Here is an 18,632-nt window from a genome sequence, read left to right on the forward strand (position 1 = left end):
ACGGACTCAGCAGATTCTGAAAGCACTAAAAAAGGAAAACGCTTTGCAGCGATATAATTAATAAGCAATCGCCTGGACAAGCGATTACAAGGTAAGCCAGTCACTAATCTTCTTGTATAAAACGCAAGCCAACACCCGCTGGCTCTACACGTACCACTTCCAGCTGTAAAACCGGTGCATCGTCCATCAGCCCCTGTACCTGCCCCCTAAGCCTCGTACCAACTGGTGGTATTTGCTCAGATTCAAGCACGACAAATACACCACCATCAGAAATATCGCGGGTTTTTACCAACAACTCACCCACTGAATCATGGGTAATTTTAATCCGGCAAGCAAAGGCTGTACGCACATGACGACGCTTGTCTTTTGAGCTCATGAAAACTCCTGCGTTATTGTTGTTGCATTTTTTTATCTGGGTTGTGTAATTTTTGCTGCGCGCGTTGCACTAAAAATAAAGGCGGAATAACCGCCCCTATTGTTTAACTCACTTATCGGTCACTTCGGCTTTATCCACCTTTTGGAAACCGCGAGGAAGTTTGTTGCCACGTCGGCCGCGCTCACCTTTGTAATGCTCCAGATCGGACATCTTCAAGGTGATGTGGCGTTTACCCGAATGCAGCGTCAGGCACTGGCCGGGGCTGATGACATTGACCGAAACTACAAACTCTTCACGTGCCGCTGCGCGCGCCGATGGAATGTTCATAATCTTATTGCCTTTGCCGCGCGCCAGCTCCGGCAATTCCGTTACCGGGAACACCAGCAGGCGGCCATCATTGCTCACTGCCGCCAGCAATGCCTGCTCGGGATTATCAAGCAATTGTGGCGGCAAAACCAGCGCTGCGTCAGGTAGAGACAAGAGTGCCTTACCCGCTTTATTTTTACTGGTGAGATCTTCCAGTCGGGCGATGAAACCATAACCAGCATCCGACGCCAGCAGCACGCGCTGCTGGTCCGTGCCCATCAAAGCACCTTCAAAAGTTGCACCACTGGGCGGACTGATACGGCCACTCAATGGCTCGCCTTGGCCGCGCGCGGAAGGCAAGTTATGCGCAGGCAATGAATAGCTGCGCCCGGTGGAATCAATCAAAATCACTTGCTGGTTGCTCTTGCCGCGCAGCGCATATTTGAAACTGTCGCCCGCTTTGTAGCTCAAGCCTTCCGGGTCTATATCGTGACCTTTCGCGGCGCGAATCCAACCTTTGTCGGAAATCACTACCGTCACCGGATCGACACTCAGCAATTCCGTTTCAGTCAACGCCTGAGCTTCCGCGCGCGCAACAATCGGCGAGCGGCGATCATCGCCAAAGGCCTCGGCAATTTGGATCAATTCTTTGCGCACCAGATTTTTTAATTTCACTGCCGATTCAAGAATTTTTTGCAGACCATCGCGCTCTTTTTCCAGCGCGGTTTTTTCTTCCAGAATTTTCATCTCTTCCAAGCGCGCCAATTGGCGCAATTTGGTTTCGAGAATATATTCCGCTTGCATCTCAATTAAATTGAAACGCTCCATCAGTACCGGTTTGGGATTATCCTCTTCGCGGATGATGCGGATCACTTCATCAACATTGAGGAACACCACCATCAATGCTGCCAAACGCAGCAAACGCTCTTCCACTTTTTCCAGACGATATTGCAAACGGCGGCGGGTAGTGACGGTCCTGAAACTCAACCATTCACTCAAAATTTTCGTGAGCGATTTCACTGCCGGGCGACCGTCGATACCAATCATGTTCATGTTTACACGATAGGTGCGCTCCAACTCGGTGGTGGCAAATAAATGTTGCATCACCTGATCCACGTCAACGCGATTGGAGCGCGGGATAATCACTAGACGCGTAGGATTTTCGTGATCAGATTCATCGCGCAGGTCGGCAACCATCGGCAATTTTTTGGCTTGCATTTGCGCGGCGATTTGCTCCAGGATTTTTGCACCACTGACCTGATGCGGCAATGCGGTAATAATAATATCGCCCGACTCTTCGTCTTTTTGCCAAACCGCGCGCATGCGTACACTGCCGCGGCCGGTTTCGTACATTTTGATCAGTTCTTCACGCGGCGAAATAATTTCCGCTTCGGTGGGCATATCGGGGCCGAGAATGTGCTGGCACAAATCGTTGACCGTCGCCTGCGGATTGTCGAGTAAATGCACACAAGCATTAACCACTTCACGCAAATTGTGCGGCGGAATATCCGTCGCCATACCCACAGCAATACCGGTAGTGCCGTTTAATAAAACGTTAGGCACTCGGGCGGGCAATACGATGGGTTCTTCAAGTGTACCGTCAAAGTTGGGCTGCCAATCAACCGTGCCCTGCCCTAATTCCTCAAGCAAGACTTCGCTGTATTTGGTGAGGCGCGATTCGGTGTAACGCATAGCGGCAAAGGATTTGGGATCATCGGGCGAACCCCAGTTGCCCTGACCATCCACCAGTGTGTAGCGATAGGAAAATGGCTGCGCCATTAACACCATGGCTTCGTATGACGCTGAATCGCCATGTGGGTGGAATTTACCGATCACATCACCCACGGTACGCGCAGATTTTTTATATTTGGCGCTGGCTTTTAAGCCCAGTTCACTCATCGCATAAACAATGCGGCGCTGTACCGGTTTGAGGCCATCGCCGATATGCGGCAGGGCGCGATCGAGGATCACATACATGGAATAATCGAGGTAGGCTTTCTCGGTGTAATCTTTGAGCGCTATACGCTCATCGGCCTCGGGCAGGGTTATTTCGTCACTCATTGAATATCCTGAAAATACAAAATTCAGATGGTTCTTTTTAGATGAATTTTAGAAAAATTGTTTCGCCAATAACACAAATGATTAGCGGTTTTATCGATATCATTTAAGCAGTTAATTGTGTCTTAACGTTTTTTTGCAGCAAGTGGGATCATCCCTTTTTCATTGATGCGCAGCGCAGGTAACCAGGCACTAAAATCCAGTTTGGCAGAAAAATTGTAATTTACATTTTCTTTAACGCCATTGCGACCAAAGTGTTCGATCAAGCGCACCAACTGCAACACATTGGCAGTGACTACCACTTTGACCGGCGTTTCTTGATAAGCAGCCAGGGTAGGCAATTGATTGCTCACGCCGCTTAGCACATCAAAGTTTTCGATACCGACGGTGTAGGACATGCCGCGCAGGGTTAAATCGCGGTCATTGGGGTTAGCGATCAACAGGCTCACTTCAATTGGCTGACTCAAGCCTTGCGCTGGCAATAATTGCAAGCCGGCAACTTTCACAGTGGGCTGCTCTAATTTCGGTTGCAAACTTGAACATCCCGCCAAACCCAAACTACAGGTTATAAAAAATCCTATCACCAATCGTTTAGTATTGACCACAACAGCCGGTGTTACGATTCGACGCAATAGTGTTTGTACACAGAAAATAAAACTCATCCCAAACTCCTTTACAGCAAAAAAATGTGAATACAAGCACTTGTACATTAACGTCAATGTGGTCTAATCCGCGCTCTTTTTACTGAGTATTCGTCTTTAGACCCAAGCTGATTAATCAGTAAAATAATAAATCGGCTCAATTGCATTCAAAAAAACAAGAGTCAGTAAAATGACATTCCGGGAAAATAGCAGCACACAACTGCTGGCGCGCCCGACCATTGACGGTCAGCTTATACGTATTATCCATGATTAACTGACTACAAACTTATGCCCAACCCACCCTGCAAAACATTGCTCAATCCGGATGAGTTATTCGCTAGTCGCGATCTTCGCCTGCAAGACCGGCGTGAAACCCAGTATCCGCAATTAATGCGCTTATGCGCCGATTTTAATTTTTCTGTTTTGCAGTTACAGCGCAAAATTTTTAGCCACATCAGCCGCAAGATGGTACCGGGCACACTGGAGTTTGTACTGGCGGCTCACGATGAAACAACCAATTATTGGTACAGCGTGACACCGGGCTTGGCCAGCTTAAAAATGCTCAACGATTACGCCAAGCACTATGAGGTAGATATTCTGCACATGCACTTATTTGGCGACGAAGATGACGATTACAACCAATTTACCCAAAACGGTTTTTATTAGAGGGCCTACTCACCCATCTCCAGTTCAAATTCTTCGAGCAAATCCAGCGGTTCCAGCTCCTCGCCTTCTAATTCTTCATTCCAATTGATACCCACCAGCAACACATCTTCGTGCATACCGGGCAACCAATCTTCGAGAAACTCAACCAGTTCAATCGCCACCGGCTTATAGTCTTTCCAATCGTCCTGGCAGTGCGCACGTGCAAAACCCTCCTGCGACCAAAAGGGCATTACATCCACATCATCGTGCGCTTCTGACGCGCTCAGCGCCCAGCCATCAGGCCCTTCCAGCCCCCACACACAGCCCAACTCCATGGCTTCAACGATAAAGCGGTCAAGATTTTCAGCGGGGTCGTCACTGAGCGGATCGGTAGCGATAATGTCATTCATGCTAAAAAACCTTTGGAGTTTATAATCTGAGGTGTGCGCCTTCGGCTTTGAGCCAGGCGCGATCTGCCTTGAAGGTGGGGCAGACGCTGGCGACCAACGCCCAAAAATCTGCACTGTGATTATGGTGACGCAGGTGGCTGACTTCGTGGGCGACAAGATAATCGACTATGGCCTCGGGGGCTAGCAGTATCTGCCAGTTGTATTGGATAGCGCCGCGGCTGGTACAGTGCCCCCACTTTGAGCGAGTTGCTTTGATGCTGACTTGCGTACACAACAAACCCATCATTTGCGTTAATTGTGCCGTTTTACGTGTGAGAATCGTGAGCGCTTGCTGCTGATACCAACGGCTGAGCAATTGGCGAATTTGTGCATCGTCACTCAAGCGCGAGCGCGGGGATAAAATCACGTGCAAGTTTTGATCTACGCGCGCAATGGCCGCACGCGAACCGCGTCCGAGCACCAGCGTTAATGTCTCGCCCATAAACGGGATCTGGCTACCCTGCGCGTAGCGGCGCGGTTCTGGCTGAGTCGCAAGCGATTGCTGTTGCTCGTGGATTTTTGCCCTGACCCATGCCGCTTTTTCGTGCAGGAAATTCACCAACAAGGGTTGCGGGGCGCCTATGGGTGCGCGGATTACTACCTGCGCCTTGCGGATTTCGATACTGATACTGCGTCGCCGCGGCGAGCGGGCGATAGTAAATTCAAACCCCAGCTCCACGGGTGCAGGCGTTGATTTTTTTAAACCAAACCATTCAGTCATTGTTATGCCTGGACGCCAAAAACAGGAAAGGGGAAAACAGGGATAGGCAAGAGTGGATACCTCGGATCAATCGAGGCGCCAAAGATACCACAGGTTGGGCGGGACCAATTCAGTAGAAGCCGAGCGTGTGATCCTTGCGTGCAACATAAACAGACGTCATGCCCTGCTCCATGCGCCGCGTAATCGCTGCCTCGGCTTTTAATTCGCCCGCGCGAAAATTGGCGAGCCCATCGTAAAACATGGCGGTAAAAAAGTCGGCGTCGGCATCGCGCGGGGTAAATACCTCGATGCGACACATGCTGGTATGGCAGCTGATACTGTTAACACTGACGCGCTGCAAGCCCTGATGTTGCGCGAACATCGCATGCAGCGCGTGCTCGTACGCAGCCGCCCATTCAACATCTACCGGCTCCTGCTCAAACATGGCGGTGGCGCGCTCATAGACACTATTTTCCACTTGTTGCACAGCGGTGCGGGCCACTTCGAGATCAAGACCAACAGGCGCTGCTGACCCATCCGATAATGCAGAGGGAGCGTCAACAACAACAGGGCTAGCTGTCTCAACTGAACGAGGAGCAATCGCCTCACTCTGCGCAACTGAATTAAGCGGAGTTAGTTCGGGAACCATCTGCTCCGGCGCTGGTTTGAAATGCAGATAAACCGCCAGAGCAAGTATCGGCAGCACTAGCAACGAGCCCCACAAGGGCAAGGGATTGTTGGAGCCGTGTCGATTCACCCAATACCTCAAAAAAATAACCAAAAATTGCAATCAGCAGGAGCACTGCACCCCAGCTGATTGCATGTACGCCCTGCCGAGCTTAACGGCAAGTAACGATTGGTGTCTCTACACTGCCGCCATTGGTATTACCTTGGAAGCCAAACTCAACCGATTGCCCTGCACCGACAGTGCCGTTCCAATTAAGATTGGTCGCGGAATAAGGATTGCTACCCGTAACAGTGGCGTTCCACGAGTTAGTCAGTCGATTGCTGCCTGCATATTGCCAGGTTGCAGTCCAACCAGTTTTGCTCGTGGTACCGGTATTGGTCACGCGGATAATGCCAGTGAATCCTGTACCCCAGGAGTTGCTCACCACATAGCTACAGCTCAGCCCAGCATTGTTGGCCACACTGCTGGATGACCGGCTGGAGCCAGGCATCGAGCTAGGCGCAACACTGGAACGACTGGATGAACCGGGCACAATGCTGGAGCGGCTGGACGAGCTTGGAGCAACACTCGCACGGCTTGATGAGCTGGGCGCAACACTGGCACGACTCGATGATGCCACCGGTGTTGAACTGTTGCCGCCACCGCCTATTTGCACATCAATACAACCGTGGAAGCGCTCGTAAGTTGGCGGTTCGCGCCCCCATTCTGCATAGATCACATGGCGGCCAGTGCGCGCCGGAACCGTACAGGTAGTGTGGATATGCGCGGTGGCTTTTTCGGCGCGCACATTGGGGTAGGCGCCTGGATTATCGTCGTTGTAAGGTAGATCGCAGAAGGGCTGGTCTTCGAAATCGGCCCAGGTCAATTCGCGTCCGACTTGATAGACAAAACCGGGTTTGGTGATCCAATAGCGGAAATCTGAGGTGTCATCAAAATGCGGGCCGTTACTGATATCCCAGGAGAAGACTAACGACCCCGAATTAATATTATTGACCGGCCAGTTGATGGCATTGTCCCAAGGCGTTTTGCCACCCTGCCAGGTTTCGCTGTCAAAGCCACACACATTTTTGGCAGTTGGCCCAAGCACCTTGCGCCCTTGATGGTGATTCAACACGCTCATATAGGAATAACCGCCGTTGAAATCATTCGCAAAAGCGTCGCCGCATACCGGGTATCTGGCCGTACCATTCGCTACTTCGTCGGGCTTGGTTACCTTGCCGCAAAAATAATTACGCGCGCCGGGGCTATCGACAAAACCATGGCCAAAACTCATGGCAGAAAAGGCCAGTAAAGCAGCACCTAGCCCACTACTTTTGATGAAATTCTTATTCATTATTCACGTCCTCACTTAACCGGATTTAGAGACAATTCCCGGATTCGGGAACCACCGTCGCCATCGGTACACCTGCATTACGGTGCAGCCACTGAATAAGCGACTACACAGCCTAGCGCTGGCAAACCAGGAGGCGAGCACAATCAGAAGTCCAGCGAGTGCTTATGAACAGCAAAATCATAGGAGAGAGCACATGCGATCTAATTATTGTTATGTCAGCTACCAACACTTTTTCTCACATACACTGGTAGACAAGTGGACAACCGAGCGAACGATATTCCCCCCATGCGACAGCGCTGTCAAACAAACGGAAAACTGAGGCGACACAGAAAGATAAAATCGCTGTCCGACATCACCAGAAAAAAATTTAAGCGCCAAATTTGGTACACAATTTATTTACCGGCTGAACTGGTCGCAACGGATGAAACAAAATCGCCCGAAAAATTGGCCGCCTCGACACGGCCATCCAACAAAATCCGTACGTACAGTGTTTTTGCTTGCGACGAATTTGCAACACTCACCAGATAATAACCGCGCCCATTCTCATAAATGTGCGCCGCACTTGTGGGCAAATTACGCCAGCTCTGATCCAGTTGCGCCAGCCCCAAGCCAGGCTGTGAATTGATGCTCGCATCACGCGCAGTCGCCAGAGCAATTTCTACTGCCTTTTTCATCGTGACTGGCGCGTGCTCATGCCCTTCATGCGCTTGTGTAACCGGCGCTACTAACACCATCAGTACAACACTGGACACTTGCAACCATCTACGCATAAGAACCTCACTGTTATTAATTATTTGCTAAACTGCTGCCTCTTATTTTTTGGGCAGCGCGCTGCCTACGCAGGAAATATAAAAATACATGAATGACAAACTCTTCATCCGCTTGCAACACCTTATTCCACAACACGGCCTTTCACGCGCTGCCGGTTGGTTGGCAAGCAGCCATAACCCACTCATTAAAAATACTTTTATCCGGTGGTTTGTAAAACGCTATCAGGTGGATATGAGTTTGGCGGCCGAAGAAAATCCGCTTGCTTATAATTGTTTTAACGACTTTTTTACCCGCGCCTTAAAAACCGGAGCGCGTCCAATCGATGGAACAACCGATACCATCGTCTGCCCTGCCGATGGCGCCATCAGCCAATTGGGCAAGATTATTGATGGCCGCATCTTTCAAGCCAAAGGCCAAAGTTTCACCACTGCGGAGCTACTCGGTGGCGATGAAGAGCTCGCTGCAGAATTTTCCGATGGCAACTTTGCCACTGTGTATTTATCCCCGCGCGACTACCACCGTGTGCACATGCCCTACACCGGTAAACTGCGTGCGATGGTGAGTGTTCCCGGCGAATTGTTTTCGGTCAACACGGTCACTGCTGAAAATGTACCGCGCCTGTTTGCGCGCAACGAGCGCGCGGTCGCTATTTTTGATACCGACATAGGCCCCATGGCTGTCGTGTTAGTCGGTGCAATGATTGTGGCGGGCATTGAAACTGTGTGGGACGGGCAAATCGCGCCCTTTGCCAGCCGCGATATAGCCACCTCACTTTACCCTTACCAAAACATCACCCTAAACAAGGGCGATGAAATGGGCCGCTTCAAACTGGGCTCAACTGCTATCGTATTATTTGCCAAGGATAAAATCCTCTGGGATGAAAAATTCCGCGCCGGAGCCCCCACCAAAATGGGCGAGCACATGGGTAAGAAAATCTAACGCCCTGCTGCCATAAAAATCTTTTTTATAACGCACAAAACAAACAGGCCGATCAATTGATCGGCCTGTTTGTTTCTCATGAGCATCCCAATTATTACTGCTGGTCGCCAGGATAATCTTTGCGAAGCTCCAACGGTTTATCTTGATGTTTGCGCAATTTGATATTGATCATCTCCACGCCGAGCGAGAAGGCCATGGCGAAGTAGATGTAGCCTTTAGGTACATGCACATCAAAGCCTTCAACCAACAGGGTGAAACCCACGATAACCAAAAACGACAACGCCAGGATTTTGATGGTGGGATGTGCATCAACAAAATCACCTATCGGTTTAGCGGCAAACAACATCACGCCTACGGCGATGATAATGGCGGTTGCCATAATCGGCACCTGACTTACCAGACCTACTGCAGTGATCACTGAATCGAGCGAGAAGACGATATCCAGAATGGCAATTTGCACCAATACAATCATCAAACCATGGGCTGCGACATTGCGCTCAGTTTCGATAGCACCTTCGAGACTGCCGTGAATTTCATGGGTCGCTTTGGCAATCAGGAACAAACCGCCGCCGATCAAAATAATGTCTCGTCCGGAAATGGCTTCGCCGAGCACCGTAAAGAGCGGATCAACCAAGCCCATAATCCACGCCAGTGAAAAGAGCAGCGCCAAGCGGGTGATCATCGCCAGACCCAAGCCCACATTGCGGGCAAATTTGCGCTGCTTCTCAGGTAAACGCCCCACCAGAATCGAAATAAAAATAATATTGTCGATCCCCAAAACAATCTCTAGCGCCGTCAGTGTTGCCAGGGCAACCCAGGCTTCCGGGCTTGTTAACCATTCAAACATCATTCAACTCTCATTAATTAATAACACACAACCCCATGGGGCACGGATAGATGGGTATTGCTCGTAAAAATAACCCCGGTGCCGGTGAGGCAATCGGGGGTGAGGATTGTACCCTGTGAACTATGGAGATAGGCAATAACTTTGAGAGGGATTATCAGGTGCGGGTAGTCAGGCGGCTGAGCAGCGCCATAAGGCCCTTCTTTTCGTTTTTCATCAGATAATGATCGCGGATACTCGCGATGTCTACATCGAAACTACCTGGTTCAAGATCCCGTGCGATTTCAATTTTCTCAATCTCGTAGCGGGATTTTTTGCCGGAATCGAGCAGCTCCTGCTTGCGCTTGTCATCCTCCGACAAATCCAGGAGCAGGTATTCATCCAGCGGTTGTTTATAAGCATCCAACACCACAATCACACGCGGTTTTAAGCGGCGTTCAAAGTTTTGCTCAACGACGACAGCAACTTCGCCAGTACTCAACTCCACCAATGTACCGGTGGGATACAAGCCGATAGCGCGGATAAACTCCACTACCAGCTCTTCTTGAAACTGGATATTGCGCAGCTCGTACAACTTGGCGACCGCTTTGGACGGCGCGATCGGGTGGCGCGAACCACGCGGATTGGTAACATGATCGTAAAAGGTAACTATGCCAGCGATTTTACCGAGCAGGGGAATTTTATCGCCCGATAAACCCTGAGGGAAACCGCTGCCGTTCAGGCGTTCGCAGTGGGTTTTTACCACACTGATAACACGCGGTTCAACACCAGGAGTTTTACGCAGAATTTCACAGCCAAGCTCAACAAAAGTTTCATAGAGATGCTCTTCTTCCGCCGTGCGCTCTGCCTTGGACAGCAGCGCCAAATCCAGCATGACCTTACCGACATCCTTGAGTAATACACCCATCGCCAGTACATCCAGATCGCGCTTGGGCAGACCTATATGACGTCCAAATAATATCGCCCACACCGATGAACGCACAGCGTGGCTATAGGTGTATTCATCTTTTTCCTGCACCCTGGACAACCAGGTAAAAGCATCGGGATTGCGCAACACACTGTCCACCATTTCACTGGCAACACGTTTGGTTTCCCCGAGCGAAAGCGCATCAAACTGGTTTTTCTCCAGTTGATCCATCACTTCCACCACAGCACCATAAACTTTTTGATGCAATTGGCGCGCTTTTTTCACCTCGCGCTGCAGTGGTTCTACCTCGCGGTAGAGCCCGCGCTGGATTTTGAGCGGAGCAACGGTTTCGTTAAATGAGCTTACGCGCTCACGGGTAGTGGCTTTTTTGGCAGAAGGAGCAATTGTCTTGAGGTTGGCCGCAATCGGGCCACGACCTTTTTCGATATCGATAAAAACATAGTTGCAGAGCGCTTTGAGCTGGTTGATTTCGCCCAGATCGCGCAAGTAAAAACCCTGTAAGGGGAATGGAGTTTGCGACCAAGGTCGATCCAGCCCCGACACAAACATGCCTATGGTCAACTCGTTGACGTCAACTTTGACTTGCTTGATTCCCACGCCTATTCCCCACATCACCCGCAGGTGCGAATTATCAGCCTTATTAGATCGGGATTCCGGCTATATGCCGGAGCTGCGCTGTGGCTAGGATTATCATAGCCCACCGGTGCCACCTGATTCAGGTTCTAAATCTTCCTAAAAAAAACCTTAATAGTGCATGGAGTTTAATCAAGAAAGGCGCGCCATGCCAGAGCCAGCAGATTAAAGGCGTAATAACAAACCCACAAGGTAAAAGTTATTGATGATATTGCGCCGACAACTCGTGTACCGCATTGATAAACGCACCGGCATGGGCAGGGTCAACTTCCGGGGTAATACCATGCCCCAGATTAAATATATGGCCGGAGCCACTGCCGTAAGCGGTGAGAATAGTGCCAACCTCGGCGCGGATACGCTCAGGTGATGCATACAAAATAGTAGGATCCATGTTGCCTTGCAGGGCGACTTTGCTGCCAACCCGCGCGCGCGCCGCAGCGATATCGGTTGTCCAATCCAATCCCAACGCCGTAGCGCCGGTTGCCGCCATAGCCTCCAGCCATTGACCACCGCCTTTAGTGAACAAAATGACCGGTACTTGACGACCTTCGTGCTCGCGAATCAAACCGCTGACAATTTTCTGCATATATTTCAACGAAAATTCTTGATAGGCCGCGTGAGAGAGAGCACCGCCCCAGGTATCAAAAATCTGCACCGCCTGCGCGCCTGCAGCAATTTGTGCATTGAGATAAACAGTGACCGAATCAGCCAACACATCCAGCAAACGATGCATTACTTGCGGCTGGTTGTAGAGCATTTCTTTGGCGCGACGGAAATCGCGGCTGGAACCGCCTTCGATCATATAAGTCGCCAGCGTCCAGGGACTACCGGAGAAGCCGATTAGCGGCACCCGGCCATTAAGTTCACGGCGAATGGTTTTTACCGCGTTGACTACATAGGGCAGATCTTGCTCGGGTTTAATCACTTTAAGCGCATTGACATCTGCTTCAGTGCGCACGGCCTTTTTGAATTTGGGGCCCTCGCCAGTCTCAAAATAAAGACCCAAGCCCATGGCATCGGGGATGGTGAGGATATCGGAAAAGAGAATCGCCGCGTCAAGGCCCGGATAGCGGTCGAGTGGCTGCAAGGTCACTTCGCAGGCCAATTCGGGATTAGTGCACAGCCCCATAAAATCGCCCGCTTTTTCGCGGCTCGCGCGGTACTCTGGGAGATAGCGGCCTGCCTGGCGCATCATCCACACCGGCGTTACATCAACGGGTTGCTTGAGCAACGCGCGCAGGAAGCGGTCGTTTTTGAGTTCTGTCATTTTATTATCCTTAGGCTCAATGCCTTGCTTGTGTTGGATAAAACAAACCCCGCAAAGGCGGGGTTGTAGGGGCGCTGCTTGCTGCGTCCAAATCACCAAAAGATTAGGGCGCGGCAAGCAGCGCCCCTACGGAGATTAAACCTGTAAATAATCCAGAATGCCATCAGCCGCTTCACGGCCTTCCCAAATCGCCGTTACTACCAGATCAGAACCACGCACCATATCACCCCCTGCGAATACTTTGGGGTTGGTAGTCTGGAATTTATATTGCTGCTGTTCTGGAGCAATCACACCACCCCAGTCGTTGGTTTTGACACCATTGGTTTCAAACCAGGGCTGTGGGCTCGGGCGGAAACCAAAGGCTATCAAAACTACGTCGGCTGGCAGGATCTCTTCTGAACCGGGAACCACTACCGGGCTGCGGCGACCTTTAGCATCTGGCTCACCCATCTGGGTGGTCACCACTTTAACACCTTCCACTTTACCGTTACCGACCACTTCAACCGGCTGGCGGTTGTAGAGGAATTGCACGCCTTCTTCTTTGGCATTAGCCACTTCGCGCTTGGAGCCGGGCATATTTTCTTCGTCGCGGCGATAAGCACAGGTCACGCTGCTTGCGCCCTGGCGAATCGAGGTGCGATTACAGTCCATGGCGGTATCACCACCACCTAGCACCACCACTTTCTTACCTTTAACGCTGATGAAATCTTCCGGGCTTTTTTCAAAGCCGAGGTTGCGGTTTACGTTGGCAACAAGGAAGGGGAGCGCATCGTAAACGCCGGGCAGGTCTTCACCGGGGAAACCACCTTTCATATAAGTGTAAGTGCCCATACCCATGAATACTGCGTCGTAATCACGCAGCAATTCTTCCATGGTGATGTCTTTACCCACTTCGGTATTCAGGCGGAATTCGATACCCATTTCGGTAAAGATTTCACGGCGACGGCTCATCACGGATTTTTCCAGCTTGAACTCGGGAATACCAAAGGTCAGCAGACCACCGATTTCGGGATACTTGTCGAATACCACCGGTTTAACACCGTTGCGCACCAACACGTCGGCACAGCCGATACCAGCTGGACCAGCGCCGATAATGGCGACTTTTTTGTTCGTCCAAACAACTTTGGACATATCCGGCTTCCAGCCCATGGCGAAAGCGGTATCGGTGATGTACTTCTCCGCGTTGCCAATAGTTACCGCGCCAAAGCCATCATTCAGGGTACAAGCGCCTTCGCAGAGGCGATCCTGCGGGCATACCCGACCGCAAACTTCCGGCAGCGAGTTAGTCTGGTGACTGAGCTCAGCGGCCTCAAAAATATTGCCTTCGGAAATCAGCTTCAACCAGTTGGGAATGAAGTTGTGCACCGGGCACTTCCACTCGCAATAGGGGTTACCACACTCCAGGCAACGGTGTGCCTGACCTTCCACTTCTTCTTTGGCGAAAGGTTGGTAAATCTCCACAAAGTTGCGTCTGCGGGTTTCAATATCTTTCTTGGTGGGGTCCTGACGACCCACATCGAGAAACTGAAAGTCATTGTTTAAACGTGCTGACATGATCTTGACCTCACTCATCACCAAGAGTTATTCGCCGCGCTTGCGGAAACTGACCAACAAACTACCCAAAGACGCCGCCTTAGGTTTAACCAACCAGAACTTGCCGATGTAGTCATCGAAGTTATCCAGCAGGTGTTGGCCCCATGCACTTTCAGTCTCTTGCACAAATTCTTCAATCACGGTGCGTAAATGGTGGCGTTGCGCTTCCAGTGCTTCAGTATTGATGCGATGGATATCCACCAACTCGTGGTTGTAGCGATCCACAAAGTCGTTAGCTTCATCCAACACATAAGCGAAGCCACCAGTCATACCCGCACCGAAGTTGACGCCCGTTTGACCGAGCACTGTCACTACGCCGCCAGTCATATATTCACAGCAGTGATCGCCCGCACCTTCCACTACCACATGGGCACCGGAGTTACGCACACCACAGCGCTCGCCTGCAGTACCGGCTGCGAACAACTTACCGCCAGTCGCACCATACAAACAGGTGTTACCCATAATGCTGGTTTTGTTCGATTTGAAGCCGGAGGTACGCGGTGGACGAATGACCAACTTACCACCCGCCATGCCTTTACCGACATAATCGTTAGCATCACCTTCGAGGTACATATCCAGACCACCGGCGTTCCACACCCCAAAACTCTGACCAGCAATACCAGTCAGTTTCAGTTTGAGAGGCTTATCGGCCATGCCCTGATTGCCATAGCGTTTGGCGATTTCACCGCTGATGCGTGCGCCAATGGAGCGGTCGCAGTTGGTGATATGGAATTCAAACTCACCACCGGTCTTGGCTTCAATCGCAGGCAGCAAGACCTTGACCATAGCTTCGGCAGTTTCGCCTTTATCAAATGGCTCGTTTTTGCTTACCGCGCACAATTGTGGTTTGGTCGCCAAGAAATCATCGGTATAGATGATGGGGCTCAAATCCAATTGTTGCTGCTTAACCGTTTCGCCTTCGAGGATCTGCAACAGATCAACGCGGCCAACCAATTCACCGAGACTGCGCACACCGAGGCGCGCCATCCACTCACGGGTTTCTTCCGCAACGAACTTGAAGAAGTTCATTGCCATTTCAACAGTGCCGATGTAATGGTCTTTACGCAGTTTGTCTTGTTGGGTAGCAACACCAGTGGCGCAGTTGTTCAAATGGCAAATACGCAGGTATTTACAACCGAGCGCGACCATCGGGCCAGTACCAAAGCCGAAGCTTTCAGCACCGAGCATCGCCGCTTTGACTACGTCCAGACCGGTTTTCAAACCGCCGTCAGTTTGTACGCGGACTTTATCGCGCAGGTCATTCGCACGGAGGGTTTGGTGAGTCTCGGAAAGACCCAGCTCCCATGGCGAACCAGCGTATTTAATCGAGGTCAACGGACTTGCCGCCGTGCCACCGTCATAACCGGAAATGGTGATCAAGTCAGCGTATGCCTTGGCCACACCGGCAGCGATAGTCCCTACGCCAGGGCGCGATACCAGTTTCACAGAAACCAGCGCATCCGGATTGACTTGTTTCAAGTCATAAATCAGCTGTGCCAGATCTTCGATCGAATAAATGTCGTGGTGCGGTGGTGGCGAAATCAGGGTCACACCGGGAACCGAGTGACGCAGACGCGCGATCAACGCATTCACTTTACCGCCGGGGAGCTGGCCGCCTTCACCGGGTTTCGCACCTTGGGCGACTTTAATTTGCAGCACTTCGGCGTTCACCAGATAAGCTGGAGTCACACCAAAACGGCCCGAGGCCACTTGTTTGATTTTGGAAGTTTTGATGGTGCCGTAACGCGCAGGATCTTCACCGCCTTCACCTGAGTTGGAGCGGCCGCCCAGACGGTTCATCGCCTCAGCCAAGGCCTCGTGCGCTTCAGGCGACAACGCACCGAGCGACATACCCGCCGAGTCAAAACGCTTGATCACGCTTTCAATAGGCTCAACCTCTGAGAGAGGCACTGGCTTGCAGGCATCTTCGCGGATCGCCAACAAATCGCGCAGCATGGATACCGGACGCTTGTTGACCAAATCGGCGTAGTTGCGCCACAGGGCATAGTTGCCGCTTTGCACAGCGCGCTGCAGTGTTTGCACTACATCAGGGTTGTAAGCGTGATACTCGGAGCCATGCACATACTTGAGCAGACCGCCCTGTACGATTGGCTTGCGATCCAACCATGCGCTTTGTGCGAGAATTTTTTGATCGGCTTCCAGATCTTCAAAACGTGCGCCGGCGATGCGCGATGGCGTGCTATCGAAACACATGGAAACCACTTCTTCCGACAGACCAATCGCTTCAAACAACTGCGCGCTGCGGTAGGAAGTTACGGTCGAAATCCCCATCTTGGAGAGGATTTTCAGCAGGCCTTTATCGATACCCTTGCGGTAGTTTTTGTATGCGGTGTCCACATCGCTCAGCAGCTCACCGGTTTCAATCAGGTCGTTGAGCACGTAATAACTTAGGAACGGATAGACCGCTGTCGCGCCATAGGCGATCAGGGCGGCGATCTGGTGTGGATCGCGCGCGCTGCCGGTTTCAACAATCAGGTTGGCATCGCAACGCAGGCCAACATTGGTCAAGTGTTGGTTGACTGCACCGACAGCAAGAAGCGCAGGGATCGGCAACAAGCCTTTTTCAAAGCCGTAATCGCTCAACACCATCAACACTTTGCCGGATTTAACGGCGGCAGCCACGTCATCGCACAGTTTAACCAGTGCAGATTTCAGATTGGTTTGCTCAGCGTTGTAATAAAGCGAGAACTTAGCCACGGCATAACCGGGACGGTTCAAATTCATCAAGCCGCGGAATTTTTCGGGCGAGAGCACAGGCGAACTGAGGATCACGCGGTCGGCGTGCTCGGGCAATTCGTCATAGACAGGCAATTCGCGGCCAAGGCAAGTCTCCAGCGACATCACGATCGCTTCGCGCAGCGGATCGATAGGCGGGTTGGTTACCTGCGCAAACTGCTGGCGGAAATAGTCGTAAAGCGAACGCTGTTGACGCGACAGTACCGCCATAGGGGTATCGTCACCCATGGAGCCAACCGCTTCCTGGCCGCCTTCAGCCAATGGGCGTAACAGTTGATCGCGCTCTTCAAAGCTCACCTGGAACATTTTCATGTTGGCTTTGAGGGCGATACCTTCAATACCATTTTCTTTGGCATCGGTATTGAGCGTGGATTCAATGCGCAGCGCACGCTCTTTCAGCCACTTTTTATAGGGCTGGGTAGACTTCAACTGATTGTCAATATCTTGCGTGTTGTGCAAGGTGCCGGTCAGGGTATCGATCGACATGATCTGGCCTGGGCCAAGGCGGCCTTTGGCGACTACATCAGCCGGATCATAGGCGTACACGCCCACTTCCGAGGCGACGGTGATCATATCGTCTTTGGTGATAACCCAGCGCGACGGACGCAGGCCGTTGCGGTCAAGGGTACAGACCGCATAGCGACCATCGGTAATTACCAGACCAGCGGGACCATCCCAAGGCTCGATATGCATGGAGTTGTATTCATAGAAAGCGCGCAGATCCGGGTCCATGTTCTCCACGTTCTGCCAAGCAGGCGGCACCAGCATGCGGATCGCGCGATGCAATTCCATACCGCCGAGCGTCAATACTTCCAGCATGTTATCGAGGCTGGAGGAATCGGAACCAGTGCGGTTTACCAGCGGCGTCACTGTACTCAGGTCAGGCAACAGCGGCGTTACAAACTTAGGCGTACGCGCCACCGCCCAGTTGCGGTTGCCCACAATAGTATTGATCTCCCCGTTGTGCGCCAGCATGCGGAACGGTTGCGCCAATGGCCAACGCGGCGAGGTATTGGTCGAGAAACGCTGGTGGAAGACGCAGATTGCGGTCTCCAGACGCTCGTCAGCCAAATCAGAGAAGAAACGCGGCAGATCCACCGGCATCATCAAACCTTTATAGGAAAGGATTCCGGTACTCAGGCTGGATACGTAAAAAGACTTGTCGTCTTGCAGGCGGATTTCAGCCTTGCGACGCGCCATAAACAACTTTGAATTGACCTGCTCAATGGTCAGATCCGGGTTGTTTACAAACAGGTGATTAAACGTCGGCAGCGACTTCATCGCGATCGGACCCAAGCAGCTTGGATCAACCGGCACTTCGCGCCAGCCAGCAACGATCAGCCCTTGCGCAGTCAGCTCTTCCGCCACAATCGCGCGCGCCTTATCGGCAACAGCGGCATCGCGGCTAAGCATAATAGCGCCCACCCCGTAGATAGAGGTCAGCTCAACACCGCAGGCTTCTTTCGCTACTGAGCGCAAAAAGCTATCCGGCTTTTGGATCAACAAGCCACAACCGTCACCGGTTTTGCCGTCCGCATTGATACCACCGCGGTGGGTCATGCAGGTCAGAGCTTCGATCGCCGTTTTAAGCAGACGATGGCTGGTGTTGCCCTTTAAATGGGCAATCAAACCAAAACCGCAGTTATCTTTAAACTCGTCTATCTGGTAGAGGCCAGTGGTCATAGGCTGATTCTCAACAAAAAT

General features: G+C 51.6%; 15 protein-coding genes. 2 read left to right on the top strand and 13 right to left on the bottom strand.

What is annotated here, in order from left to right; all coding sequences use genetic code 11:
- Positions 1-103: 103 nt before the first annotated feature.
- From J2X05_RS00630 to J2X05_RS00640, 3 genes are all read right to left on the bottom strand, one after another.
- A complete protein-coding gene (locus tag J2X05_RS00630; protein ID WP_310067351.1) occupies positions 104-376 on the bottom strand; it encodes a PilZ domain-containing protein in 273 nt (90 codons plus the stop codon).
- 108 nt (positions 377-484) lie between these two features.
- On the bottom strand, positions 485-2,743 hold the full coding sequence (gene parC / locus J2X05_RS00635; RefSeq protein WP_310067354.1) for a DNA topoisomerase IV subunit A: 2,259 nt from the start codon (positions 2,741-2,743) through the stop codon (positions 485-487).
- 122 nt (positions 2,744-2,865) lie between these two features.
- Positions 2,866-3,402: an LEA/WHy family protein gene (locus tag J2X05_RS00640; protein ID WP_310067356.1), complete on the bottom strand. Its 537-nt coding sequence runs from the start codon at positions 3,400-3,402 to the stop codon at positions 2,866-2,868.
- A 267-nt stretch (positions 3,403-3,669) separates the two neighbouring features.
- On the opposite strand from J2X05_RS00640, the gene J2X05_RS00645 reads away from it, so the two are divergent.
- Positions 3,670-4,047, top strand: a complete 378-nt coding sequence (locus J2X05_RS00645) for a hypothetical protein (RefSeq protein ID WP_310067358.1) — start codon at positions 3,670-3,672, stop codon at positions 4,045-4,047.
- 5 nt (positions 4,048-4,052) lie between these two features.
- Here J2X05_RS00645 and J2X05_RS00650 read toward each other — a convergent pair whose 3' ends face one another.
- From J2X05_RS00650 to J2X05_RS00670, 5 genes are all read right to left on the bottom strand, one after another.
- Positions 4,053-4,436, bottom strand: a complete 384-nt coding sequence (locus J2X05_RS00650; RefSeq protein ID WP_310067360.1) for a DUF2750 domain-containing protein — start codon at positions 4,434-4,436, stop codon at positions 4,053-4,055.
- A 19-nt stretch (positions 4,437-4,455) separates the two neighbouring features.
- Positions 4,456-5,196: a M48 family metallopeptidase gene (locus tag J2X05_RS00655; RefSeq protein WP_310067362.1), complete on the bottom strand. Its 741-nt coding sequence runs from the start codon at positions 5,194-5,196 to the stop codon at positions 4,456-4,458.
- A gap of 109 nt (positions 5,197-5,305) precedes the next feature.
- Positions 5,306-5,932, bottom strand: a complete 627-nt coding sequence (locus J2X05_RS00660) for a hypothetical protein (RefSeq protein ID WP_310067365.1) — start codon at positions 5,930-5,932, stop codon at positions 5,306-5,308.
- A gap of 82 nt (positions 5,933-6,014) precedes the next feature.
- Positions 6,015-7,196: a lytic polysaccharide monooxygenase gene (locus J2X05_RS00665; protein ID WP_310067368.1), complete on the bottom strand. Its 1,182-nt coding sequence runs from the start codon at positions 7,194-7,196 to the stop codon at positions 6,015-6,017.
- Positions 7,197-7,588: 392 nt separating this feature from the next.
- Complete coding sequence (locus J2X05_RS00670; protein ID WP_310067371.1) at positions 7,589-7,966, bottom strand: DUF6488 family protein; 378 nt, start codon at positions 7,964-7,966, stop codon at positions 7,589-7,591.
- Positions 7,967-8,054: 88 nt separating this feature from the next.
- On the opposite strand from J2X05_RS00670, the gene asd reads away from it, so the two are divergent.
- A complete protein-coding gene (gene asd, locus J2X05_RS00675) occupies positions 8,055-8,906 on the top strand; it encodes an archaetidylserine decarboxylase (RefSeq protein ID WP_310067374.1) in 852 nt (283 codons plus the stop codon).
- A gap of 94 nt (positions 8,907-9,000) precedes the next feature.
- Here asd and J2X05_RS00680 read toward each other — a convergent pair whose 3' ends face one another.
- The 5 genes from J2X05_RS00680 to gltB form a co-directional block, all read right to left on the bottom strand.
- Positions 9,001-9,756 carry a TerC family protein gene (locus tag J2X05_RS00680; protein WP_374725240.1) on the bottom strand — a complete coding sequence of 252 codons (756 nt, stop codon included), beginning with the start codon at positions 9,754-9,756 and terminating at the stop codon, positions 9,001-9,003.
- Between the two features lie 151 nt (positions 9,757-9,907).
- Positions 9,908-11,275, bottom strand: a complete 1,368-nt coding sequence (locus J2X05_RS00685; RefSeq protein ID WP_310067375.1) for a cyclic di-GMP phosphodiesterase — start codon at positions 11,273-11,275, stop codon at positions 9,908-9,910.
- Between the two features lie 235 nt (positions 11,276-11,510).
- Positions 11,511-12,578 carry a uroporphyrinogen decarboxylase gene (hemE, locus tag J2X05_RS00690; protein WP_310067377.1) on the bottom strand — a complete coding sequence of 356 codons (1,068 nt, stop codon included), beginning with the start codon at positions 12,576-12,578 and terminating at the stop codon, positions 11,511-11,513.
- 135 nt (positions 12,579-12,713) lie between these two features.
- The gene (locus J2X05_RS00695; protein WP_310067380.1) at positions 12,714-14,132 is read right to left on the bottom strand and encodes a glutamate synthase small subunit GltD family protein; all 1,419 of its coding nucleotides are present in this window, start codon (positions 14,130-14,132) and stop codon (positions 12,714-12,716) included.
- A 27-nt stretch (positions 14,133-14,159) separates the two neighbouring features.
- The gene (gene gltB / locus J2X05_RS00700) at positions 14,160-18,611 is read right to left on the bottom strand and encodes a glutamate synthase large subunit (RefSeq protein ID WP_310067383.1); all 4,452 of its coding nucleotides are present in this window, start codon (positions 18,609-18,611) and stop codon (positions 14,160-14,162) included.
- Between the last annotated feature and the right edge of the window lie 21 nt (positions 18,612-18,632).

This window comes from Cellvibrio fibrivorans (assembly GCF_031457055.1).
GTDB classification, from domain to species: domain Bacteria; phylum Pseudomonadota; class Gammaproteobacteria; order Pseudomonadales; family Cellvibrionaceae; genus Cellvibrio; species Cellvibrio fibrivorans.